This is a genomic window from Flavobacterium dankookense, from assembly GCF_004362665.1.
GTDB classification, from domain to species: domain Bacteria; phylum Bacteroidota; class Bacteroidia; order Flavobacteriales; family Flavobacteriaceae; genus Flavobacterium; species Flavobacterium dankookense.
Map to the genome: position 1 here is coordinate 396,134 of NZ_SNXR01000011.1, position 22,747 is coordinate 418,880.

25 protein-coding genes are annotated in these 22,747 nt (G+C 31.4%); 19 read left to right on the plus strand and 6 right to left on the minus strand.

The genetic code is table 11. The features are described from left to right. The 9 genes from BC748_RS03005 to BC748_RS03045 all read left to right on the plus strand — a co-directional run bounded on the left by BC748_RS03005 (position 1) and on the right by BC748_RS03045 (position 7,131). The gene (locus tag BC748_RS03005) at positions 1-1,134 is read left to right on the plus strand and encodes an NAD(P)/FAD-dependent oxidoreductase (RefSeq protein ID WP_133531977.1); all 1,134 of its coding nucleotides are present in this window, start codon (positions 1-3) and stop codon (positions 1,132-1,134) included. Beyond that, complete coding sequence (locus tag BC748_RS03010) at positions 1,135-1,848, plus strand: methyltransferase domain-containing protein (RefSeq protein ID WP_133531978.1); 714 nt, start codon at positions 1,135-1,137, stop codon at positions 1,846-1,848. After that, entirely contained in the window at positions 1,845-2,897 is a 1,053-nt protein-coding gene (locus tag BC748_RS03015) for a type III polyketide synthase (protein ID WP_133531979.1), read from the plus strand. The genes BC748_RS03010 and BC748_RS03015 overlap by 4 nt, the downstream gene beginning before the upstream one ends. A 3-nt stretch (positions 2,898-2,900) precedes the next feature. Beyond that, positions 2,901-3,329, plus strand: a complete 429-nt coding sequence (locus BC748_RS03020; protein WP_133531980.1) for a 3-hydroxyacyl-ACP dehydratase FabZ family protein — start codon at positions 2,901-2,903, stop codon at positions 3,327-3,329. Positions 3,330-3,335: 6 nt separating this feature from the next. Beyond that, positions 3,336-4,610, plus strand: a complete 1,275-nt coding sequence (locus BC748_RS03025) for a beta-ketoacyl-[acyl-carrier-protein] synthase family protein (protein ID WP_133531981.1) — start codon at positions 3,336-3,338, stop codon at positions 4,608-4,610. A 4-nt stretch (positions 4,611-4,614) separates the two neighbouring features. Beyond that, entirely contained in the window at positions 4,615-4,794 is a 180-nt protein-coding gene (locus tag BC748_RS03030; RefSeq protein WP_133531982.1) for a hypothetical protein, read from the plus strand. 1 nt (position 4,795) lies between these two features. Continuing rightward, on the plus strand, positions 4,796-5,050 hold the full coding sequence (locus BC748_RS03035) for an acyl carrier protein (protein ID WP_133531983.1): 255 nt from the start codon (positions 4,796-4,798) through the stop codon (positions 5,048-5,050). Further along, entirely contained in the window at positions 5,047-5,523 is a 477-nt protein-coding gene (locus BC748_RS03040; protein WP_133531984.1) for a 4'-phosphopantetheinyl transferase family protein, read from the plus strand. The genes BC748_RS03035 and BC748_RS03040 overlap by 4 nt, the downstream gene beginning before the upstream one ends. 93 nt (positions 5,524-5,616) lie before the next feature. After that, complete coding sequence (locus tag BC748_RS03045; protein ID WP_133531985.1) at positions 5,617-7,131, plus strand: S8 family peptidase; 1,515 nt, start codon at positions 5,617-5,619, stop codon at positions 7,129-7,131. Positions 7,132-7,188: 57 nt separating this feature from the next. On the opposite strand, the gene BC748_RS03050 is transcribed toward BC748_RS03045, so the two are convergent. The 6 genes from BC748_RS03050 to BC748_RS03075 all read right to left on the minus strand — a co-directional run bounded on the left by BC748_RS03050 (position 7,189) and on the right by BC748_RS03075 (position 12,971). Continuing rightward, positions 7,189-7,761 (minus strand): DUF4199 domain-containing protein, encoded by a 573-nt coding sequence (locus BC748_RS03050; RefSeq protein ID WP_133531986.1) that lies wholly within the window; start codon positions 7,759-7,761, stop codon positions 7,189-7,191. Positions 7,762-7,842: 81 nt separating this feature from the next. Beyond that, the gene (locus BC748_RS03055) at positions 7,843-8,319 is read right to left on the minus strand and encodes a helix-turn-helix transcriptional regulator (protein ID WP_246013991.1); all 477 of its coding nucleotides are present in this window, start codon (positions 8,317-8,319) and stop codon (positions 7,843-7,845) included. 191 nt (positions 8,320-8,510) lie between these two features. After that, entirely contained in the window at positions 8,511-8,852 is a 342-nt protein-coding gene (locus tag BC748_RS03060; protein WP_133531987.1) for a DUF4870 domain-containing protein, read from the minus strand. Between the two features lie 305 nt (positions 8,853-9,157). Continuing rightward, positions 9,158-9,796: a response regulator gene (locus BC748_RS03065; RefSeq protein WP_133531988.1), complete on the minus strand. Its 639-nt coding sequence runs from the start codon at positions 9,794-9,796 to the stop codon at positions 9,158-9,160. Between the two features lie 51 nt (positions 9,797-9,847). Further along, on the minus strand, positions 9,848-11,578 hold the full coding sequence (locus BC748_RS03070) for a sensor histidine kinase (RefSeq protein ID WP_133531989.1): 1,731 nt from the start codon (positions 11,576-11,578) through the stop codon (positions 9,848-9,850). A 337-nt stretch (positions 11,579-11,915) separates the two neighbouring features. Beyond that, on the minus strand, positions 11,916-12,971 hold the full coding sequence (locus BC748_RS03075; RefSeq protein ID WP_133531990.1) for an NAD(P)-dependent alcohol dehydrogenase: 1,056 nt from the start codon (positions 12,969-12,971) through the stop codon (positions 11,916-11,918). A 565-nt stretch (positions 12,972-13,536) separates the two neighbouring features. Between BC748_RS03075 and BC748_RS03080 the strand changes: the two genes are divergently transcribed. The 10 genes from BC748_RS03080 (at position 13,537) to BC748_RS03125 (ending at position 22,661) form a co-directional block, all read left to right on the plus strand. Next, positions 13,537-14,463: a carboxypeptidase-like regulatory domain-containing protein gene (locus tag BC748_RS03080; RefSeq protein WP_133531991.1), complete on the plus strand. Its 927-nt coding sequence runs from the start codon at positions 13,537-13,539 to the stop codon at positions 14,461-14,463. Positions 14,464-14,801: 338 nt separating this feature from the next. Then, positions 14,802-16,097, plus strand: a complete 1,296-nt coding sequence (locus BC748_RS03085; RefSeq protein ID WP_133531992.1) for a hypothetical protein — start codon at positions 14,802-14,804, stop codon at positions 16,095-16,097. A gap of 20 nt (positions 16,098-16,117) precedes the next feature. Further along, on the plus strand, positions 16,118-17,029 hold the full coding sequence (locus tag BC748_RS03090; protein ID WP_133531993.1) for an outer membrane protein assembly factor BamD: 912 nt from the start codon (positions 16,118-16,120) through the stop codon (positions 17,027-17,029). A gap of 177 nt (positions 17,030-17,206) precedes the next feature. Continuing rightward, positions 17,207-18,109 carry an AlbA family DNA-binding domain-containing protein gene (locus BC748_RS03095; protein WP_133531994.1) on the plus strand — a complete coding sequence of 301 codons (903 nt, stop codon included), beginning with the start codon at positions 17,207-17,209 and terminating at the stop codon, positions 18,107-18,109. Positions 18,110-18,271: 162 nt separating this feature from the next. Next, positions 18,272-18,736, plus strand: coding sequence for a hypothetical protein (locus BC748_RS03100; RefSeq protein WP_133531995.1), 465 nt, complete (start codon positions 18,272-18,274; stop codon positions 18,734-18,736). 167 nt (positions 18,737-18,903) lie between these two features. Beyond that, complete coding sequence (locus BC748_RS03105; protein WP_133531996.1) at positions 18,904-19,257, plus strand: hypothetical protein; 354 nt, start codon at positions 18,904-18,906, stop codon at positions 19,255-19,257. A 182-nt stretch (positions 19,258-19,439) separates the two neighbouring features. Continuing rightward, positions 19,440-20,486, plus strand: coding sequence for a ligand-binding sensor domain-containing protein (locus tag BC748_RS03110; RefSeq protein ID WP_133531997.1), 1,047 nt, complete (start codon positions 19,440-19,442; stop codon positions 20,484-20,486). A 210-nt stretch (positions 20,487-20,696) separates the two neighbouring features. Then, on the plus strand, positions 20,697-21,269 hold the full coding sequence (locus BC748_RS03115) for a Crp/Fnr family transcriptional regulator (RefSeq protein ID WP_133531998.1): 573 nt from the start codon (positions 20,697-20,699) through the stop codon (positions 21,267-21,269). A 74-nt stretch (positions 21,270-21,343) separates the two neighbouring features. Then, positions 21,344-22,111 carry an MBL fold metallo-hydrolase gene (locus BC748_RS03120; protein WP_133531999.1) on the plus strand — a complete coding sequence of 256 codons (768 nt, stop codon included), beginning with the start codon at positions 21,344-21,346 and terminating at the stop codon, positions 22,109-22,111. Positions 22,112-22,235: 124 nt separating this feature from the next. Further along, entirely contained in the window at positions 22,236-22,661 is a 426-nt protein-coding gene (locus tag BC748_RS03125) for a GNAT family N-acetyltransferase (protein WP_133532000.1), read from the plus strand. Positions 22,662-22,747: the final 86 nt, after the last annotated feature.

Here is a 22,747-nt window from a genome sequence, read left to right on the forward strand (position 1 = left end):
ATGAACGAGAAAAAAAGAATAATCATTATTGGCGGTGGTTTAGCAGGTTTAACAGCTGCAATTCATTTACGTAAGCTTCTTTTCTCCGTTACATTAATCGAAAAAAATCAGTATCCAAAGCATAAAGTATGTGGAGAATATATATCAAATGAAGTACTTCCTTATCTTGAGTGGTTAAACATTTCTATAGAAGATTTAACACCTTCAAAAATTAAAAATCTCACACTTTCTTCAGAAACTGGAAAAACAATTTCGACTAAATTACCTTTAGGAGGTTTTGGAATAAGTCGTTATACTTTAGATAATTATTTATTTGAAAAAGCACAAAATGATGGTTGTCAAATGGTTCAGGAAACGGTAGAGAATATTTATTTTGATAATGAAATCTTTACCGTTGAAACCGCCAATGCTATTAAATATCAAGCCGATTTAGTTCTTGGTGCTTTTGGGAAAAGATCGAATTTAGACATTCAAATAAAAAGAGATTTTATTCAAAAGAAATCTTCATGGTTAGCCGTTAAAGCGCATTTTGAAGGGAATTTTACAGATGATTTGGTTGGTTTGTATAATTTTAAAGGTGGTTATTGTGGGATTTCAAAAGTAGAAAATAATCAGATTAACATTTGTTATTTAGTAAGTTATGACGAATTTAAGAAGTATAAAAATAGTGATGAATTCCAGAAAAATGTTCTAGAGCAAAACCCGATTTTAAAAGCTATTTTTCAAAATATAAAACCTCTTTTTGAAAAACCGTTAACTATTGGTCAAATTTCATTTGAAAAAAAACAAGCAGTCGAAAATCATATATTAATGATTGGCGATACTGCTGGATTAATTCATCCCCTTTGTGGAAACGGAATGGCAATGGCTATTCATAGTGCAAAAATTGCTTCAGAAGTTATTCATGATTTCTTTTCAAATGAAAACATCAATCGGATTGAAATGGAAAAAAAATACAGTCAAAAATGGAATTCATTATTTAAAAACAGATTACGATTTGGCCGATTTTTGGCAACCATTTTGCTACAACCAAAGTCGTTTAATTTTCTTTTTAAAATCTTAACTAAAACGCCATTTTTATTACCAATAATCATTGCTAAAACTCATGGGAAAACTATCGAAATTGACAACTAAATGTTTATAAATACAAAACATAGAACCACTGAGCCCGAAATCATGGATGATTTTCAGATGAAAGGTGAAGTTTTGAGAGATGCATTGGATAAAATAGCGTCAATAAATCAACTTTTGGGAGGAAATAAAATAACACTCGATGGTATTAATGAATTGCTAAAAAAGGTTCCAAAAAATCAGCAAATTACAATAGTTGACATTGGTTGTGGTAATGGTGATATGCTTCGAAAGGTCGCATTATATGGGCAAAAAAGAAAATATAATTTTAACTTGATTGGTATAGATGCCAATGAATTTACGATAAATCATGCTAAAAAGTTATCCGAAAAATTCACAAATATTAGCTATAGTTGTGAGGATATTTTTGATGAAAATTTTAAATCATTTCAATATGACATACTGTTATGTACTTTGACTTTGCATCACTTTGATGACAATCAAATTACCAATTTGTTAACTACCTTTACTAAAAATGCAAAAATAGGTGTTGTTATTAATGATTTACAGCGAAGTAGCATTGCTTATCGATTGTTTCAATTATTGTGTTTTGTTTTTCAATTAAATCCAATGTCGAAAAGTGATGGGTTAGTTTCTATACTTCGGGGTTTTAAAAAAAGCGAATTGGAAGCATTCTCAAAAAATAGTCATTTAAAAAAATATACAATTCAGTGGAAATGGGCTTTCCGTTATCAATGGATTATTCAAAAAATATGAGTGTAAAAATTATTTCAGTAGCCAAACAGTTGCCACAATATTCAAGAGAAACGCATGAAATTCTGCCATTTCTTGATGTTTGGCTCAATGGAAAAGAAGAGCGTTTTATTCGGAAAGTAAAGAAAATTTTTGAAGGAGCAATGGTCGATAAAAGATATTCTATCATGGATCCAATAGAAGTTTTTTCTACTAACTCTTTCGAGGCACGAAACGATATTTATGCAAGAGAAATGATTGATTTGGGCGAAAAAGTATTGGTTAAAGCCCTTCAAAAATCCAATTGGAAACCAACTCATTTAGATTTTATAATTACCGTCAGTTGCACAGGAATTATGATACCATCATTGGATGCATATCTAATTAATAAAGTTGGTTTACGACAAGACATAGTGCGACTTCCCGTAACAGAAATGGGTTGTGCCGCTGGAATTTCTGGAATAATTTATGCCAAAAACTTTTTAAAAGCCAATCCCGGAAAACGTGCAGCAGTAATTGCAGTTGAAAGTCCAACAGCTACTTTTTTGCTTGACGATTATTCCATGGCAAATATTGTGAGTGCAGCCATTTTTGGAGATGGTGCTGCTTGTGTTTTGCTATCGTCAGAGGAGAATGATAATGGACCAAAAATCATAGATGAAGCCATGTATCATTTTTATGACAACACGCACATGATGGGTTTTAAATTAACCAATATGGGTTTGCAAATGGTTTTAGATATTGAAGTTCCAGAGACGATTGCCGCCCATTTCCCTGAAATCATTCATCCTTTTTTAGAAAAAAATAATTTAAAAATTGACGATATTCAGCATTTAATTTTTCATCCTGGAGGAAAAAAAATAATCCAAACGGTGGAAGAATTATTTGCAGAACAAGGTAAAAACATCGATGCCACTAAGGAAGTTTTACGATTGTATGGTAATATGTCCAGCGCAACAGTGCTGTATGTTTTAGAACGCATTATGGAAAAGAAACCAAGTAGAGGTGAAAAAGGATTGATGCTCAGTTTTGGTCCAGGATTTTCGGCTCAACGAATTTTATTAGAATTTTAAACCATGAGTTCAAGCGAGATTATAGCATTTCTTCCTTATTCAAAACCCTTTTTGTTTGTTGATGAACTAGTTGCTATCAATGAAAATGGTGTCGAAGGAAATTATACTTTTAGTGATGATTTGGATTTTTACAAAGGACATTTTATTGACAATCCAATAACGCCAGGAGTTATTTTAATTGAGACTATGGCACAAATTGGAGTAGTTTGTTTAGGAATTTATCTCACTAATGATACCATTTCAAAAAACAATCTAATTGCTTTAACATCAAGTGAAATAGAATTTTTGAAACCAGTTTTTCCTAATGAAAAAGTAACTGTGTTTTCACAAAAAATCTATTTTCGTTTTGGAAAATTAAAGTGTAAAGTGTCCATGATGAATCAGAATAAAGAAGAAGTTTGTAGAGGTTTCATCTCTGGAATGATAAAATAAAAAGTAATGAATAGGAGAGTTGTTATAACGGGTTTAGGAATTGTTGCTCCAAATGGAGTAGGACTTGAAGCGTTTACAAATGCAATTCAAAATGGTATTTCGGGTGTTGAACACGATTCTGAGTTGGAACGTTTGCAGTTTTCATGTCAAATAGCAGGAAAACCTAAAATCTCTGCCGAACTTTCACTGCATTATTTTTCTGAGTTAGAGTTACGTAATTTCAACTCAACAGGAATTTTATATGGAGTTATTGCTGGAATGGATGCTTGGAAGGATGCTGGATTATCCACTGAAATTCAAGAAAATCCAGATTGGGATAGCGGAACCATTTTTGGAACTGGAACTTCGGGAATTGATAAATTTCGGGAAAGTATTTATTTGATAGACGATTTTCAAACCCGAAGATTAGGAAGTACAGCTGTAGCGCAAACAATGAATAGCGGTGTAAGTGCTTATCTTGGTGGAAAACTTGGGTTAGGCAATCAAGTAACCACTAATTCATCAGCTTGTACCACAGGAACAGAAAGCATTTTAATGGCTTATGAACGAATTAAATCGGGTTTAGCGAAAAGGATTTTAGCAGGAAGTACAAGCGACTCTGGACCTTATATTTGGGGTGGTTTTGATGCCATAAAAGTATGCACTTTTAAACACAATTCAACACCAGAAAGTGGTTCAAGACCAATGTCGGCAACTGCTTCGGGGTTTGTTCCAGGAAGTGGCGCAGGAGCTTTTGTTTTAGAAGATTTAGAAACAGCTTTAGCACGTGGCGCACGAATTTATGCTGAGGTTTTGGGCGGTAATGTGAATTCTGGCGGACAACGAAATGGTGGAACAATGACAGCTCCAAACGCAACTGCAGTAAAACGATGCATTACAACTGCACTTGAAAATGCGAAGATTGAACCAAACGAAATTGATACTATAAACGGTCATTTGACAGCTACTTCAAAAGATGCTTTGGAGATATCCAATTGGAGTGAAGCTTTGCAATTAAGTGGAAAAAATTTCCCCTATATCAATTCTTTAAAATCAATGGTTGGACATTGTTTGTCAGCTTCGGGTAGCGTTGAATGTGTGGCTTCCATTTTAGAATTATATCATAATTTTATTTTTCCAAACATCAATTGTGAAGATTTGAATCCTGAAATTACTCAGATTATCTATGCTGAATGTATTCCTCAAAAAATAATCAATAAAGAGATTAATATTCTAGTAAAAGCCAGTTTCGGATTTGGAGATGTTAATGGTTGTGTTGTTTTTAAGAAATTTAGAGAGTAATGTTATGCCTAGGAGAAATTCACCAAAAGATATAAAAGAACTTGACGATTTAAATCGGCTTCAAGATATTGTTCACGACAAGCGAAATGCAAAACGTGCCGATGAGAAAAAGTCAAGACGCGATCGTCATTATGAAAAGCAGTTTATAAAAAACACTATACAATTTCATTTAGAAAAAAAATAATATGACAAACTCAGAAATTATAGAAAAATTAAAATTGATTGTTAAGCCATTTGTTCAAGACCAAAATGCTTTTGAAAACTTAACTGAATCTACTGATTTTTTGACCGATTTGAAGATAAATTCAGCTAATTTAGTGGATATTGTTCTTGATATTGAAGATGCTTTTGGAATTGAAATAGACAACCAATCAATGGAAAAAATGTTGAATATTCAAGCTACATTGGATATTATTGAAACCAAATTAGCTCAAAAATGATAGGTAACGACATAGTCGATTTGGCATTAGCAAAAAAAGAAAGTAATTGGAATAGACAACGCTTTTTAGATAAAGTTTTTACTCCTTTGGAACAAAAACGCATTCAAAATTCTAGAAATCCTGAACACATCGTTTGGCAATTTTGGACTATGAAAGAATCTTGTTATAAAATCCAAAATCGAAGAAGTGGCGAACGTATTTTTAACCCAATTCAATATGAATGTTTTCAAAATACGGTAACTTTTGAAGACATAGTTTTTTATACTAAAACACAACTTACTTCTGATTTCATTTACACAATAGCCACAACTTCACCTGATGATTTTGACTGTGTTTTTCATCTTGATAATAGAGATAATATTACTAAAATTGATGGCTTTCCTTTTTGGAATTGTTATTTTAAAAACAAAATAAATCCAGCATCGATAACACATCATGGTCGTTTTGAGAAATTGATTTCTTTAGAAAAGTAAGCCTCAATTTGTTGGCTATTTGTTTATAAGTTTTTTACTTATCGCGAGTTCATTTTAGTATATTCGTAATAACTTTACTAAAATTATAAAAATATGATAAATAAATTACTCAAATTAGCCCTTGTTTTATTACTAATTACTACTTCTTGTTCAAAGGATGACAGTTTAAATGAACAAACTATTACTATTGATGAAGCCTATAAACTTCCACTTTCGGCTCAGGAAGTTAAGAACAGCATTGATAATGCTATAGAAACCAAAGGAAGTTTTGATTGGAGCGAGTCATCATCACACATGCTTTGGAGCGCAAGTGTTCATGGTCAAAATGTTTTGACTATTGGTTTTGGTAATTCTAAAAATGATTTTGATAGAACTAAAAGTAGAAATCAAGCTAGTTTACAAAAACAATTGCTAGATATTATTTTTAAATATGAAGGTCAAGATATTGAAAACGTTTTGATTAATGCAGATGAATATTTAAATATTATAGATGTTGTTGTTAAAAAACAAGAGACTATTATTGCACTAAGAAAAAGTAAATTTATACGATATATTGAACCTGGTGATTTTAAGTATTTCAGTGTTGGAAATAATTTAGAACGTTCCGATTCTTCTTCGACTAGTTCTGGATGTGGTTTTGATGGAACTACATTAAATGCTGTTGATTATACAACTGTAACGCCAAATGCAAAAGCACCATGGACTTTTTATCAACACAATATTACTAATGCTTGGAATTACAGCACAGGAAGTGGAATAACAATAGGAATTGTTGACACAGGAACATCTTCAAGTCAAACGTTGTTAGGTTCAAGTTTTAATGACGGATTTTCTTCAGGAAGAAGTATACAAAAATATGGTGTTTATGTGGATTCTATTTGGCCTTGGAGCACAGGAACTGATGGTTCAGCGGATAAATGTGGTCACGGAACTAGTATGGCATCAGTAGCTGCAGCACCAAGAAATGACAATGGTTTTCCTGTTGGTGTTGCATATAATGCTAATTTAATAACTTATCGTGCAGCATCAAATGTAGTTGTAGATGGTTATCACGAACAAAATGGCGTAAAAAATGCATTTACTGCTTTAGGAAATACTAATTCGGTAAAAATTATTTCTATGTCAATGGGACATATTTTTTCAGTAGGTAAAATTTCTGATGGTATAAAATATGCTTATAGCAAAGGAAAATTAATATTTTGCGCTGGCGGAACTTCTACAAGTTTCACAACATTTGTTGGTGTTATTTTCCCAGCATCAATGGCCGAAGCTGTTGCAGTTACGGGTGTAAAAGAAGGTGCATCTTATCAAAAATGTGATGTTTGTCATACAGGAAGTAAAATTGATTTTACAGTGGTTATGCAACGTTCTGGTTCAGGAAATACTGTTCCAGTTAATGGATATTATAATAATGAAAATGATTATGTTGGCGGTTCATCAGTGGCTACAGCAACAACTGCTGGTATTGCTGCTTTGGTTTGGTCAAAAAATCCTACTTGGACAAGAGATCAAGTTTTGACAAAAATGCGTCAATCAGCTACTTTTTACCCAAACAAACATCCAGAATTTGGATATGGAAATATAAATGCGCTTTTAGCAGTTCAGTAATATATCAATATAAAATAAAAACGCCCAATCATTTGATTGGGCGTTTTTATTTATTTTTTATACTGTTTCTTTTTTCTTCAAAATTAAGGCACAAATTAAAGGAACTAATAAACCAATAGGAACTAAAATTTCCATATAGGTAAGTAGAATAACCCAAATTGGATTTTTATATAATTCTTTGTACATGTTCATTTCGTCTGTTTTGGCTTTTATTTCAGCAGCAGTCATTGTGGCTTTGTCTAGTTTTTTCAAACTTCCCTCAACAAATTTATCCATAAAGTCTGGAAAGAAACAGTAGTATTCTATTAGCCAAACACCAACATATATTGTTGCAGCAATAAACGAAATCCAATAGCCAATCTTCAAAGCTTTTCCGAAGGATATTATACCGTTATTATGTTTGTCTCGGAAGTTTTTAATTCCCAAAAAAACAAAAAGGTAAGCAATTAACATTCCAGTATAGCCCAGAAACATACTTGGTTCAAAATTCTCATTCGTCATGTGAGAATAGGTGCCGTAAACCATAAAAGCAGCTACAATAAATCCAGCAATAAGTCCGTGAGTAATAATGATTTTTTTACTCACAGTTTTTAAATTGTTTTTTTCGTGTTCGTGAATTTTCGATTTCATAATAAAAGTTTATTGATTAGGTTGCAAAGTTGGTTTGTTGAATACAATTTTCTCTCATCCTTTCGTATGATTTTAGTTTTTTCATTCTAAAGTAGGAGCGAGGATTTGTAACTTTTTTGCATTTTCAATAGCTTGTGTTCTTCTCTTAGCGTCTAGTTTTTCTAGTAGGTTTGAAGAATGTGTTTTGATGGTATTTAGCGAAACAAAAAGTGAATCAGCTATTTCTTGATTGCTTAATCCCTTCGCCATCAAACTTAAAACCTCTAGTTCTCGAGGACTAATTTTTAAAGTTGAAATTGCTTTTTCATTGATAATAAAGTCATTTTTAAAAATTTTTATTTCTTTTTCAATGAAGACAGTTTCAACCTTTGGTTTTCTGATTTTACTTGAAAGCCAAATTCCAAATAGAAGAAATAATATAGCAATGATACCTGCATAAATTTCAAATTCGTGTTGAAGAATTAGAAATCGATATTCTAAAAATCTAAGTATGAGTAATAAGAATGCCATTGCAACGGCATAGGTGATTATCTCTTTATGTTGTTTTAGTTTTTGCAAAGTGAAAGCATTCTTTACTCAAAAATAGTTAATTATTTTTAAAATAAATATCAGCTACATTTTGATAAATAGCAAATCATATTTTACTATAAATTAGAAGCCCAATAGTAAAAACTATTGGGCTTCAGAGTCAAATACCACAAAACTATAATTACAAATGAATTTTAATTAAAAAATGGCAATTGTAATGACTATTCTAAAAAACGAAATCTATTTTCAAAAAGTGAACCTATTAAAGGTAATGGCAATCGCACACCATAATAAGCACTTATAATACCTGCAATCCATAAAATAATTAACGCAATGTTTACAGAAAACCATAATAAAAAGAAAACAGGATCAATTAAAACCGTTAATCCAGTTATTATATTAGATGAAATCACTATTAAACAAAGTCCAAACGATTGTTCTAAATGAAATTTAGTTAATGAAGATTTAACTCCATTTTTATATTTAACGTAGGCAATAAACCAACCAATTATGGTTAAATAACTTATTACGGAAACTGTTTTTTTATTTACTAATGATTGCATTATTTCTTTTATAGTTTTTTTGTTAAAACCAATTTTTTTGATTTAATAATCCCATTAAATCCTATCGTCAATTTTAAGCTTGGGACTGTCTTTTGAACAATAGGATTCTTGGGATTGCCTCAAATCTATGATTAAAACGCTCTTCCAAATTTGTTATTAATCTCAAAAACAAAATCGAAAAGTTCTTTAACTACTGGTGCAAATTTAAATCAACGGAATGTAGTAAATTGTAGAATTGACAATGAACAAGTGTAGAATTGCTTCTACAATTAATGTGATTTTTTTATGATTTTAAAAAAAAGAATTTAGCTATAAAGATTAAAGAAATCAATTAAATCAGCTAAATTATTTATTTCTAGCTTTTCAAAAATTCTGTTTTTAAAAGTACTGACCGTTGTTTTTTTAACGTTTAATGTTTCAGCAATTTCCATATTTCCATATCCTTTAATCAATAATCTTGCTACTTCAATTTCGCGATTAGAAAGTTGTTCTAATGGATTAATTGGTTTTTTTGAAATATAAGAGTCTAAAATTCGGTCTTTAATGTTTTGAGTAATATATTTACCAGAAAGAATTATACTTCGTAATGCATTCTTCATTTCATCTTCGCTGCTGCCTTTATTTAAATACCCAGAAGCTCCAGCGTTTAAATATCGAAGTGCATAAATATCTTCATCATAGGCAGAAAATATCAAAATTTTGACTTCGGGTTGAATTGCTTTTGTCTCAGGAATAATGCTCAAGCTGTTTCCATCAGGAAAATTAATGTCTAAAACTAATAAATCAATTTTTGTTTCTTTTATTATGCTAAGAGTATCTTTGAAATTACCAGCTTGATAAATTTTGGCATTGAAAAACAATTCTTTAATCAATAAAGAAATACCTTGTCTAACGATACTATGGTCGTCTGCGATTAAAAATGTATAGTTATTTGCTGGTTTCATCTTTCTCTAGTATTGGGTTTTGCAACAAGTATTTAATTTAAGTAATAATTTTTAAACTTTGCTTAAAACTAAATTAAAAGTTACTTTAGTTCCTTTATTTTCTTTGCTTGTGGCTGTTATTGTTCCTTCAAATAATTCAATGATTTCTTTACAAAGATTTAAACCTAAACCAATGCCTAGATTATTAATATCACTTGAAACGCTTCCTTGATAATAAGGTTCAAAAATACTTTCTAACTCTTTTTCGTTAATTCCGATACCGTTGTCTATAATATCGATATTAAGTGTTACTTCATACTCTGAACTTGAATCGGCATTTATGTTTACATTGATTTTACCATTTTCTGTAAACTTATTAGCATTTCCGATGATGTTATAAAACAACTGGTGAATTTTGGCTACATCTGCATAAACTTCATAATCTGTTTTAATATTAGATTGTAACATTATTTTATTTGCTTTCGTTTCAACAAACGAAGACATTGAAGTGATGATTTGTTCGAGTTCCGATTTTAGATAAAAGTTTTTATTCTTTAATTCCAGTTTATGGTTTTCATCTTTTGAATACTCTAGAATTTGATTAGACAACAACTGTAATGAATTGGTTGTGAATTGTATTGATTTAAACGTTTCTTTCACTTCTTCATCCTTCACAGATGCACTAATTTTTTTGCTGTAAATAGAAATAATACTTAAGGGTGAACGGATTTCGTGACTTATCATTCCAATAATTCTATTCTTAAAGCTCAAACTTTTAGATATTTTTTCTTGAGCAACAGTCAACCTTTTTTCATATTCGAAAGCCAAACGCGTAAATCCAAATAGTATTAGCGAAATAACAAACATTAAGAATATCAGCGCAGCAATACTATAATTTCTAACTTTTTTGTTAGTTTCATATTGGTTTTGAAATTCTTTTTGACTGTCAGATTTGAATGAATTAGCAGCATTATTGAAATCTGGAAGCACATTTTGGCTTAGCATTAAAAGTTGATTGTTGAATTGAATTAACTTCGAATCCTTTTGTCGTAAATTGACGAATGAATTTTTTAGTCGTTTAAATTCAGTTTCATAGTACTTGTTCGACGACGTTATCAAATACTTCATTTGCTCTTCTAGTGTGCCTGTTTTAACTTTGTCTTTATATTTCATTGTAATAACAGTATTCAATTGCTCTTTTTGAATTTCAATTTTACCCGAAAAAGCATCCGCTAATCGAGAAAACAACCCTTTTCTAGAAACGCTATCTACCTTTATAAACGTATTAGTATTAATACTATCTAAAACCTTATTGTAGTTAAGAACATTAAACTGAAATGGTGAAGCCACATCAAGTGGAGTAGGATAGAGTTGTTTGTCAATAATAGAATCTATTGACGCTTTGATGTGTTTTATTTCGCTCTCTGTCCTGTTTCTTTTAGATAATACTTTTTTAAAAGCTTCACTGTTGTTAGTTGATATTCGCAAACTATCAATAAGCAAACTAGTTTTGTTTAACGATAATAAATAATCGTCCAGTGACGTTTGATTTTTTGTATCAATATAAGTATTGAAATGTTTTTGAGAAGCAATTATAGCAGAGTTCATCTCGCTAGTTAGTTTGCCAACCTCATTAGCGTTTGAAACATTAGTAAGAGCTTTGGACAACTTATCCTCATTAGCAGTTTCGTTATACCAAATAACGACCACAACGATTTGCAAAAGAATAATGCAAGCCAACAAAGTATAGTGAACCAATTTTCTATTCTGAAAATTAAGGTTCTTGAAATATATCGAATTCAATAGTTACTTTTTTAACATTTGTTTATTGTAGGTGGAAAACAAACATTCACTGATTTGGGGCAACAAAAATATAATATATTTAAATATAGTGACAAAACTACGTTACATTTATCCATATAAATGTAATACATTTTGAAATCGCTTGTAGAATAAGTTCTACAATATATTTAGGTTTTTTTTACTGTTTTTTATACTTGATTATTACAACTTTTAACGTAAAAATGTTAATTAAAATTTCCCAATGATTAAAAGACCAACTAGAGCTATACAAGTTACTTTTTTAACAGTAACAATACTCTAATTAGTCTGAAAATCAAGTTTGTAAAATACTCTAAATCTATTTCAGTGATGTCATGTCTATTACAAAACGGTAGCGAACATCACTCTTGAGCATGCGTTCGTATGCTTCATTAATGTCTTGCATTTTGATGATTTCAATTTCGGAAACAATGTTGTGTTGTCCACAAAAATCTAACATTTCTTGTGTTTCGGCTATGCCGCCGATGAGTGAAGCAGCGATAGATTTCCGTCCCATAATCATTGGAACTGTGTTTAGGATGGGTTCTAATCCGCCGAGATAGCCAACTAAAACTAAGGTTCCGCTGGTGGTTAAAGTGGTTATATACGGATTGACATCATGCACATAAGGAACAGTGTCAATAATGACATCAAATTTTCCTGCTACAGCGTTCATTTGGTTTTCATCAGTAGAAATAACGACTGAATCTGCACCGAGTTCTAAGGCATCTTTTTCTTTATCTGGCGTTCTGGAGAAAAGGGTTACTTCGGCACCAAGACCTTTAGCGAGTTTGATTGCCATGTGTCCTAAACCTCCAAGACCAACTACGGCTACTTTACTTCCATTAGTCACATTCCAATGACGTAGTGGCGACCAAGTAGTAATTCCAGCGCATAATAATGGAGCGGTTGCTGCTAGGTCTAGATTAGCGGGAACTTTTAAAACAAAGTGTTCTTCTACCACTACTTTTTGCGAATAACCACCAAATGTCATTCCGCCGAGGTGTTTGTCTTCGCTATTGTAGGTTCCAATCCAGCCGTTTGAGCAGTATTGCTCTAGGTCTTTTTTACAATTGTCACAGGTTTGGCAAGAACCAACTAAGCAACCTACAGCGGCAAAATCGCCGACTTTTAGTTTGGTTACTTTGCTGCCTACTTTGGTTACTTTACCCACGATTTCGTGACCAGGAACAGAAGGATAGCTAGTGAAACCCCAATCATTTCGTGCTGTGTGCAAATCGGAGTGGCAAACACCGCAGTATAGTATTTCGATTTCAATGTCAGTATCAGTGGCGGTTCTACGCTCGATATTCATTTCTTGTAATGGTTGATCGGCTGCCGATGTTCCATAGGCTTTTACTGTGTTTGTGCTCATGATTTGTTATTGTTTGTTGTTTGTTACTTTAAAGAAGGTATAGTGTTCTGGTTTCTGGTTATTCCAAATTTAGTGATAATTGTTGAGTGTATTGATTTTATTATTGAATGTTTTGTTATTGCTTATGAATACTAACGCGAACAATATCTACAGTATAAAAATTACTATCTATAGTAAAGAAATTATTATGTATATATTAGTAATTGTTATCTGTAGTTAAGTAATTGTTATTAACTATTAGTTTATTGTTATCTGTATTTATTTAATTGCTATCAATAGTCAATAAATCGGTATTGATTGCTAGAAAATGAAGGTAAATGGGTTGTTTTTGAGTATGTTGCGGTGATTTTTGCAGTTTTTGTGTTGTTTTTTGGGTTTGAATTGTTGATGATTTTATAGTAATAGGTTGTTTTTGAGGAGGTTTTGTGTATTTTTTTAATTGATTTTGGGATTTTGGTGTTGATTTGATAAAAATTGGGGTTGGTGTTTGTTGTTTTGTAAAAGAGTAGTAGTTTAGTATTGAGCTGTTTAGGTGTTTTTTTGGTATTGATTTTATTTTTTGATTATGGAAAAACGGTATATTGAGAAGCGCGAGATGTATTTGGCTGTGAAGGACTATATAACTGATGTTTCGGCGGATGTTTTGGAGCAGATGCCTGGGTTTGATTTGGCTTTTGGTCGTTTTAAGGCGGCGTTGGTTGCATTGGACAAGGCGAGTGTGCAACAGAGTGTGAACCGAAAGGGTTTTAGGGAGGTGAAGGATGCGCGACGGGTTGCTATGGTTAGTGCTGCGATTGATGTTAGTTTGCGCGTGGAGGCGTATGCGGTTAACACTAAGAATGTTTTATTGGCTAGTGAGATGCATTTTAGGTATAGTGATTTGTTTAAGAAGCGGGATGGTTTGTGTGCGGATTTGTGTGGGTTTATTTATAAAAAGGCGAATGGATTGGTTGGTGATTTGGGTTCGTATGGGATTACTGCTGGTGTTTTGGCGGATTTGAACAGTAAGGTTGTTGCTTTTATTGGTTCTATGCCGAAGCCTCGGATGGGGATTATTGAGCGGAAGGAGGCGACGCGGTTGATTGGTTTGACTATTGGGAAGATTGATGATGAAGTGGCTGTTATGGATACTTTGGTGCGGATGCTTCAACGGAGTGAACCAGAATTTTATAGTTCGTATTTTTCGGCGCGGAAGATTATTCGTCGTGGGCATAGAAGGTTGGCGATTGAGGGGTTTGTTGTGGATGAGTTTGATGCTCCGGTTAGTAATGTTAGGGTTACTGTTATTGGGACTAAGGTTCGGCGCAGGACGAGTGCTTTGGGGAGTTTTTGGGTGAAGAATTTGAAGAAGGGTATTTATATAGTGTCGTTTGAGCGGGTTGGTTATGAGACGGAACGGGTTAGTGTTGCTATTACGCAGGGGATTCGGAGTGAGGTAAGGGTGGTTTTGAGGAGAGAAGTTTTTAAGAATGAATTAAAAATTAATAATTAAAAATTACGAATTACGAATTACGACGTTGGAATTAAGCCCTTCGACCGTACTTCTGCTTCGCTCAGTATAGACTGGGTGACAAATAATCGTGGATTGGGTTTTGTGGTTTTTGGGTTTTGTTTGGTTTTGGATTTGTTGGTTTGTTTTGGAAATAATTATATATTTACGGTTGTGGTAACGTCTGACTGAAGTGAGACCTATTTGCTTAAATAGGGTTTTTTGGGTTTGGTTTTGTTTTGTTGGGCTTATAAATTTGTTGTAAGCAATTACTAAAAAAAAGGAAGTATGAATAAAATAGGAAATAATTTTTATCTTAGTTCTAATTAAAAAAATGTAACATGAGAGCAGTATTAATCTTTTTCATAATTCTTTCCACTAATCTATATTCTCAAGAATATAAATATATCAAAATGGTAAGTGGTGTATCAATTTCATCGAAAATAAAAAATGAAATGTTATACATAAAATGGGAGAACATCAACAACGAAAAAGTAGAAGTAGGATTTGAAAATCTAATTTGGTCAACAGGAACTGGAGCTTTTATTGCAAAACAAAATGGTGGCACATTCACCTTAAAGGCAAAAGAAATAGCAAGCGGTGATTTTTCAGGATCTTTTTGGAATGTACCTAAAGGATATGATGGAAATTCTCTTAATTTTAAATTAGATGGTATTGAAGTAAATTTCCCTGATAGGGAGAAACCAGTTTCTCCAAGTATACAAAACAAAATTCCACTTTCTAATAATACAAGTAACAATTCATCATTTGAAACTGAAAAAATCAAACAGCAAAAGTTAGAAAATGAGGAACGCTTAAGGTTAACAAGAATAGAAAATGAAAGAAAAACAAGAGAGATTGAGGATAATTACGCAAATCAATTACAACAAACTCAAAATTATATAAACCAAAGTAATGTAACATTACAGAAAAATTCAGAAATAGTAAGTCAGGCATTTGATGAAGCAAAGAATACAATTAACGAAATTTATGAAAAAAAGAAAGCTAGAGAGGAAATAGCTGAGAAACAAAAAGAAGAAAAACGTTTAATTGCTAAACGTGACAAAGAGATTGCCGCTTTAAAAGAAAATCAAAGATTAGCCGAAATTGAAGCTGAAATAAGAAATGAACAAATTTTAAATGAAGAGAAAATTGATATGGCGAGAAAAGAAGCAGAGGTTGAAATGCTAACTAGAAAAGATATTTTCGGAAAATTTTTTAATTATAGAAGAAATTTTAGTGAGGTGGATGAAAAAATAAACACTGTATATTTTTTAAAATATCAAAGATTTTTTGATAAAAATGAAATCATTATCAAATTATATAAAGTTAACAGATATTCAGATGGAACATGGCCATTATTAGGTGATATTGGAAAAAAAATCAATATTGATCCCAATCAATCAAATGTAAGTGTTGATTATAATTATCAACTTCTAAAATCTGAAGAGCTATTAGGTTTTTTTTTAGAAAAACAATTAAATGATTTTATGGATTTAATTATTAATTCTGCAGATATATATATTCCTGGTGTGGCTGTTCAAATACATACAGATAAATATGGTAAACCACTTTACGAAGAAATAAATCCTATAACTACATCAAAAAATTTTGATAATGATTTTTGGAAAAATTAATTACTCATAAAACTAATGTCATGAAAAATAATTATTTCCTTTTTTTATTAATTAGTTGTTGTGTCTCATTTGCCCAAATAAATGATACCGATGCTAAATTAATGTATCAAAAAGCTGAAGATGCTTACAATAAAGAAAATTACCAAGATGCCATTAAAATTACTGCAGATTTAAATGCGGAAATGAATCCAAATTCAAAGGTTTGGTCTCCAAAAGTTCTCTTTCTGCATTTAAAAAGTGCATATAGATATTTTCAGTTGGATAATTCAAGTAATAAAAGTTATGATAATTTTTTTATTTTATCAAAGCAATCAGAAAGTATGCTAGCGACAATTGACAAAACTACATATCCACAAGAAAAGTATAATGAAATAGTATTAATGAATGGCTATTTTCAAAAGAAAACCAAGGAATTTGAGGTGCAGAAAGACCGCACACCTCAAGAAGCTATTGATTTCTTGAATAAATGTGCAAAAGATTTTCCTGCAAAAGATGATACTTTCCAAAACTTAATTATCACTACTTTTAGCATAGACGATAAATATTTAAAAATAATCTCAACTTGTATAGACAATAATCATAAAAAAGTTGTTTATGTTGATTTGGCAAACATTGATGACGTAAATTGCTGGAATACTGCTGAATGGAAAGAATTTATCCCTTGCAAATTCACGTCTAAAATTGCCAATCAATTTGTTGCAGTAGGAACGAGTTGCATGGATATAGGAGATTTTAATAATACAACAATTGATGTTGAAAAAGCATTTGTAAATTGGAACGAAAGACAACTTATGTTAAGCGATTATTTTGATGTAAAATCCAATTTATTTTTAAGAGAAAATTTTAGCTCACGTATAGAATCAGCATTACAATTTTTAGTTGATTCTTCGCCGAAAAAAGAAGCTACAACAAAACCTGTAAGTAAATTTTAAGATCTACATATTACTACGTCTTACAACAGCCGTTTGGCAAGATTGCGAATTTTGCTGTAAATTCACGTTTGCGTTTTGCAACAAATTTTATTTTTGATAAAGAATAATAAGTTAGACGCTATAGCTACTATGTTAAGCCATTTTAACTAGCGATTAATATAAAAAAAAACTTTATAGATGAATATACTTAATAAAGAAGTATTTAGCGAAGACGATATCCTTGAAATTATAAATTCTAGATTAGAAGAGTCCATTAACATTGAGTTTAAGAATGCTAATGCTTTATCAAATGATAAAAATGTTAAAAAAGAAATTTCAAAAGACATTACCGCTTTTGCAAATTCTGATGGAGGTATAATATTCTATGGAATTGATGAGAAAGATCATGTAGCAAATGGATTATCATTTATTAACGGAAATATCTTTACAAAAGAATGGCTTGAAAATACTATTATTAGCACAATACAACAGAAAATTGATAATTTAAGAATTTTTCCTGTCAGATTTGAGGATGACTTTTTAAAAACAATATATGTTGTTAAAATTCCAAAATCACCTAATAATCCACACATAAACGGCGATAAGAAATTCTATAAACGACATAATTTTCAGTCAGTACCAATGGAGGAATACGAAGTAAGGAACTCATATCTCAAAGAGAGAGAAAGTTTAGTTTATATTGAAAAAGTAATATCCGAATTTATAGAGGAAAATGATACTCAATACATTTTTAAAATTGAGGTTCAAATTGTTAATGATGGTAAATTTGTTTCAGAAAAATACAAAATTGGTTGCGACATAAAAAATGCTTGCGGGCTAGGAATAAAATACTCGGAAGATAATTATTCTGTAACAACTAAAGAACCTGATGGTTTCAAAATTTCTACAATTAAAATGGTTCCATTATTTCCAAGAGAACTTATGAATGCAATGTCATTTGACATAGAAATTCCAAAGAAAGAATTTGACACAATAATAGAAAATATTAAATTTATTTTTTTTGTTTTTAGTAAAGACACTTTGCAACAGGATGAAATGGAAGTTGGAAAAATGTTGAAAGAACTCATGGAAAAAATCTAAAAGCTATCTACTAACAAGCGTTTGGCGAGTTTACAAATTTTACAGTAAATTCAAGTTCACATTACGCAAGAAATTTTATCTTTAACAGTAATTAATCAGTTCAATAGTTCACCACTGCAGGAACTCGCGAAATATCATACTCAATAGTAATAACGAAAGTATATGAAAGAATGGTTTACATATGAATTTGGTTATGTCAATATAGATTCTGAGAATCTATATCTGACTAATTCTGGAAATTGGAGTGAAACTACTGACTTGATGGAAAAGACGAAACGAGTTGCAAGTAAAAATGATACTAAAAGTTCCTCCATTTTAGGGTTTATTATTTTGATAGTTGGTTTGTTGGCGTTTTTGGTTGTTAAAAATCTTATATCGGGAAAAGTTGGGTTGACGTTACTAGTAGTAGCAATTGCAGGAGGATATAAACTTTACGATTATTTGAGAAGTGAAATAGGAGCAAAGTTCAAAATTCCGTTGACAAAGATTTCTGAAATCAGAGAAAATGGGAGCAGTATCGAAATCATTTTTACTAATGGTAAAGGGAATGTTGATAGCTACAAACTGCTGCGAGTGGAGGAAAAAGGTATAATGATAATGACATCATTAGAGGAATATATTGGATAATTGCTTTTTGGGCAATTGCGAATTTTATGGTAAGTTCACGTTTGTGTTTTGCAAGAAGTTTTATCTTTGATGGAGAATGATTGGTTGCGGAGTTCGTAACTGAAGCCAAGCGTTGAAAAGTTACTGAAAATAGTAAAGCTCGATACCTTATAAATTTATCAAACAAAATGGGAAAAAAAATTTTAGTACTATTCGGAATTTCAATCTTCATATTTATGATTACTTCTGCAATTATTGATATGAACAAAAGATCGGATAGTATTGAAAAAAACAAATATGAAACTGTAGCAAAAGTTTATAAGTTCCATAGTAATAGAAGTTTTAACACTTATTATTTCGAATATTTTTATGACGGAAAGAAATATCGAAATAGTGAAGATATTGATTACGGTAACCGAGAAGAAAGTAAAGACAAATTTTATAAAGTAAATTTATCTACTAAAAATCCTCAATATTCTGCAATTTTTTTAGACCACGAGATAGTAGACACATCTGAAATTAGAAATGCAGGATTTAAATAAAGCTACTTCTGGTAGCAGCCGTTCCTCGTAATTGCGAATATTGTGGTAAGTTCACGTTTGTGTTTCGCGAGAATTTTTATCTTTAACAGAAAATAATCGGTTCCGAAGCTCTCAACTGACGAGAAGAGGCGGAGCGTTAGTAGTAACTCTATGACAACACTGCAATCATCAAAAAGACGACAATGAGATTAAACATACTTTTATTTCTGAGCACTATTACTTTATTGACATCATGCAATGGACAGACCTCTAATCAGAAGAAAAACACTGATTTATTTATAAAAGGTGATACTGTAAAAGAACTTGGTAAAAGCATTATGGTTGTCTATCAAGATAAGAATAATACCTATTGGTTTGGAAGTTGGGAAACTGGAGTGTATCGATATGACGGTAAGACTTTGATAAATTATACAACAAAACACGGTTTGTATACCAATAGAGTGGATGATATAGAAGAAGATACATTGGGCAACTTATATTTCGCGGGTATGAACCCAAATGCTACCATAACAAAGTTTGACGGAAAATCATTTACCAATATCAAAGCAATCCCAAGTAATGAGTGGAAACTTGAAGAAGATGATTTGTGGCTAGTTAATGCCTATCGAGCCGAACAAAAAGTCTATCGATTTGATGGAAATACGCTTTATGAATTGACACTTCCAAAGCCACCTAAACATAATAATCCATTTGAAGTTTATAGCATATATAAAGATAGAAAAGGAAACATTTGGTTTGGCACTAATCCTGTAGGAGTATGTCGTTATGATGGAAAATCATTTGAATGGATTACCGAAGAAGATGTGACAGAATTTCGAAATGAAGGAGCAAATGGAGTGCGTTCAATTACGGAAGACAAAAATGGCGACTTTTGGTTTAATACTGAAAACCGTTATAGTATTTACGACAGCGCCACTTTAAAAAGCAATAAGTTTTATACAAGATACGAAAGCATAGGTAGTTTAGATGGAAAAAATACCAGTGGTTTAAATGAGTATTTATCGACAGTAAGAGACAACGAGAATAATTTGTGGTTTGTAACTTATCGTAGTGGCGTTTGGAAATATGATGGAACAAAAATTACACACTATCCAGTTCAAGTAAACTCAAAAGACATTACTTTATTCAGCATATACAAAGACATCAATGGTGATCTTTGGCTTGGAACGCACGAAAATGGTGTATATAAATTTAATGGAAAGACATTTGAAAAGTTTAAACCATACTGACGAAAAAAGAACAGGGGATAAATGGTGTTTGGCACGATTACTTCGTCCGTTCGCTTTGCTCGAGTGCGAATTTTGAAGTAAATTCAATCTATCCTATCGCAGGAAGTTTTATCTTTGATAGAATATAATTGGTTGCGAAGTTTGCAACTGACGAGAAGCAGTAAAACGTTGGCAATTTTGCCGAACCGCAGAAAGTACTTTAAAATAAAAATGACAGAAGCAGACAAATTATCTTTATTTTTTAGCAATGAATTTCCTTTTAATAAAGAAGGTTTAGAAGAATTTGTAACTACTTTTGTTATTAAATCATACAAAAAAGGGGAAATCATTTTAGAAAATGGAGCTATTGAAAATGAACTCCGTTTTTTAGACGAAGGCATTATTAGAGAATATTATGCAACTAACGACAGGGAAAAAAATATTAATTTTTACACTAGTTCAGGTTTTATAACCGACTTTTCTTCGTTTACACATTCCACAGCAACAAGAAAGTATCAAGAATGTTTGACTGACGTTGATTTAAGGGTTTTATCTAAAGATAAATTCTTGACTTTTACCAATCAATACCAATGTGGCAAACTATTTATTGAAACTATTTTCCAAAGAATTGTTGTTAATAAAGAAAATGAAGAATTCAACCATTTTGTAAATACTGCTGAAGAATTATATCTCGAGATTATGAAAAATAAGCATGATTGGTTACTTCAAATTCCTCAGTATCATATTGCTTCCTATTTAGGAATTACTCCAGAAACATTAAGTAGAATTAGAAAAAAAATTTAATTTCTTGATTTCAATCAATGTAAAACATTATAGCATTGAGCAACTTTGCACTTTCAATTTAAAACTACTAAATAATGAAAGTACATCATTTAAGAAACGCCACTTTAGTCATAGAAACTGGAGATAATTTTATATTAGTTGATCCAATGCTTGGAAAAAAAGGAACAGCTGGACCAACATTTACACTTTTCCGTTTCAAACCACAACGAAATCCTATTGTAGATTTACCAAGCAATGCAATGGATATTGTTGAAAAAGCTACACATTGTTTAATAACGCATTTGCATCCAGACCATTTGGACAAGGAAGCGGAGCATTTTCTTCGCACTAAACAAATTCCTGTTATTTGTAGTGTTAAGGACGAAAGTACATTAAGAAAAAAAGGATTAAACGTTTCCCAAACGGTTGACTATTGGAAAAAAACCAGTTTTTTAGGTGGAATAATTCAGGGTATTCCAGCCGTTCATGGGTATGGATTTGTAGCAAAACCTATGGGAAATGTAATGGGATTTTATTTAGAATTACCAAATGAAAAGTCAATCTATTTAAGTGCCGATACCATATATACTGATGACGTTCACAAAGTTTTGACACAATTAAAACCTGAAATTTCAGTTGTGGCTTGTGGAACGGCTCAATTGGATATTTTTCAACCTTTGTTAATGCGAATGGATGACATCTTAAAATTTGTAAAAAATGCACCAAATCAAGTAATCGCTAACCATTTAGAAGCAGTAAATCATTGTCCGACAACGAGAAAGCAATTAGAAACAGCAGTTTCAAAAATTGGACTTTCTGACAAAGTTTTTATTCCGAAAGACGGAGAAAGCAGAACTTTTTAATAAAATTGCTACTAACAGCCGTTTCAAGGGCGTAATTTTACCGTGTTCATAGAAAATAGTAACTTAAATTTGAAATAAAATAATAACTCAATAAAATTATATTTTTTAAAATATTTAAAAAGAAATGAATACAGCTATTTTAAACAAAAATGATTTAAACATAGGCATTAAAGAACAAGTTTCTGAATTATTCCGTCAATTAAGTCCAAACAAAATTCAGTTAGATCTTGAAGAAATATTGAATGAGAAAAACCAAATTACAGTTGCCTATTGTGAGGACAATAATAAAATAATTGGAATTGCATTAATGTGTACTTACAAAGTTATATCTGGAAGCAAGGGGTGGATTGAAGATGTAGTTGTAGACTCAGCGTCACGGGGAAAAGGAATAGGAAGAAAACTAATCAACTTATTAGTTGAAGTAGGCGAAGAAAAAGAACTATCTGAAATACTTCTTTTTACAGAAGACCATAGATTGGCTGCAATAAATTTATATTCAAGTGTTGGTTTTAAACTTAAAGACAGTAAGATATATTGCAAGAAAAAATAACAAGAAGTACGCACAACAGCCATTTCACACAATTGCGAATTTTGTAGTAAGTTCACGTTTGCGTTTCGCAAGATTTTTTATCTTTA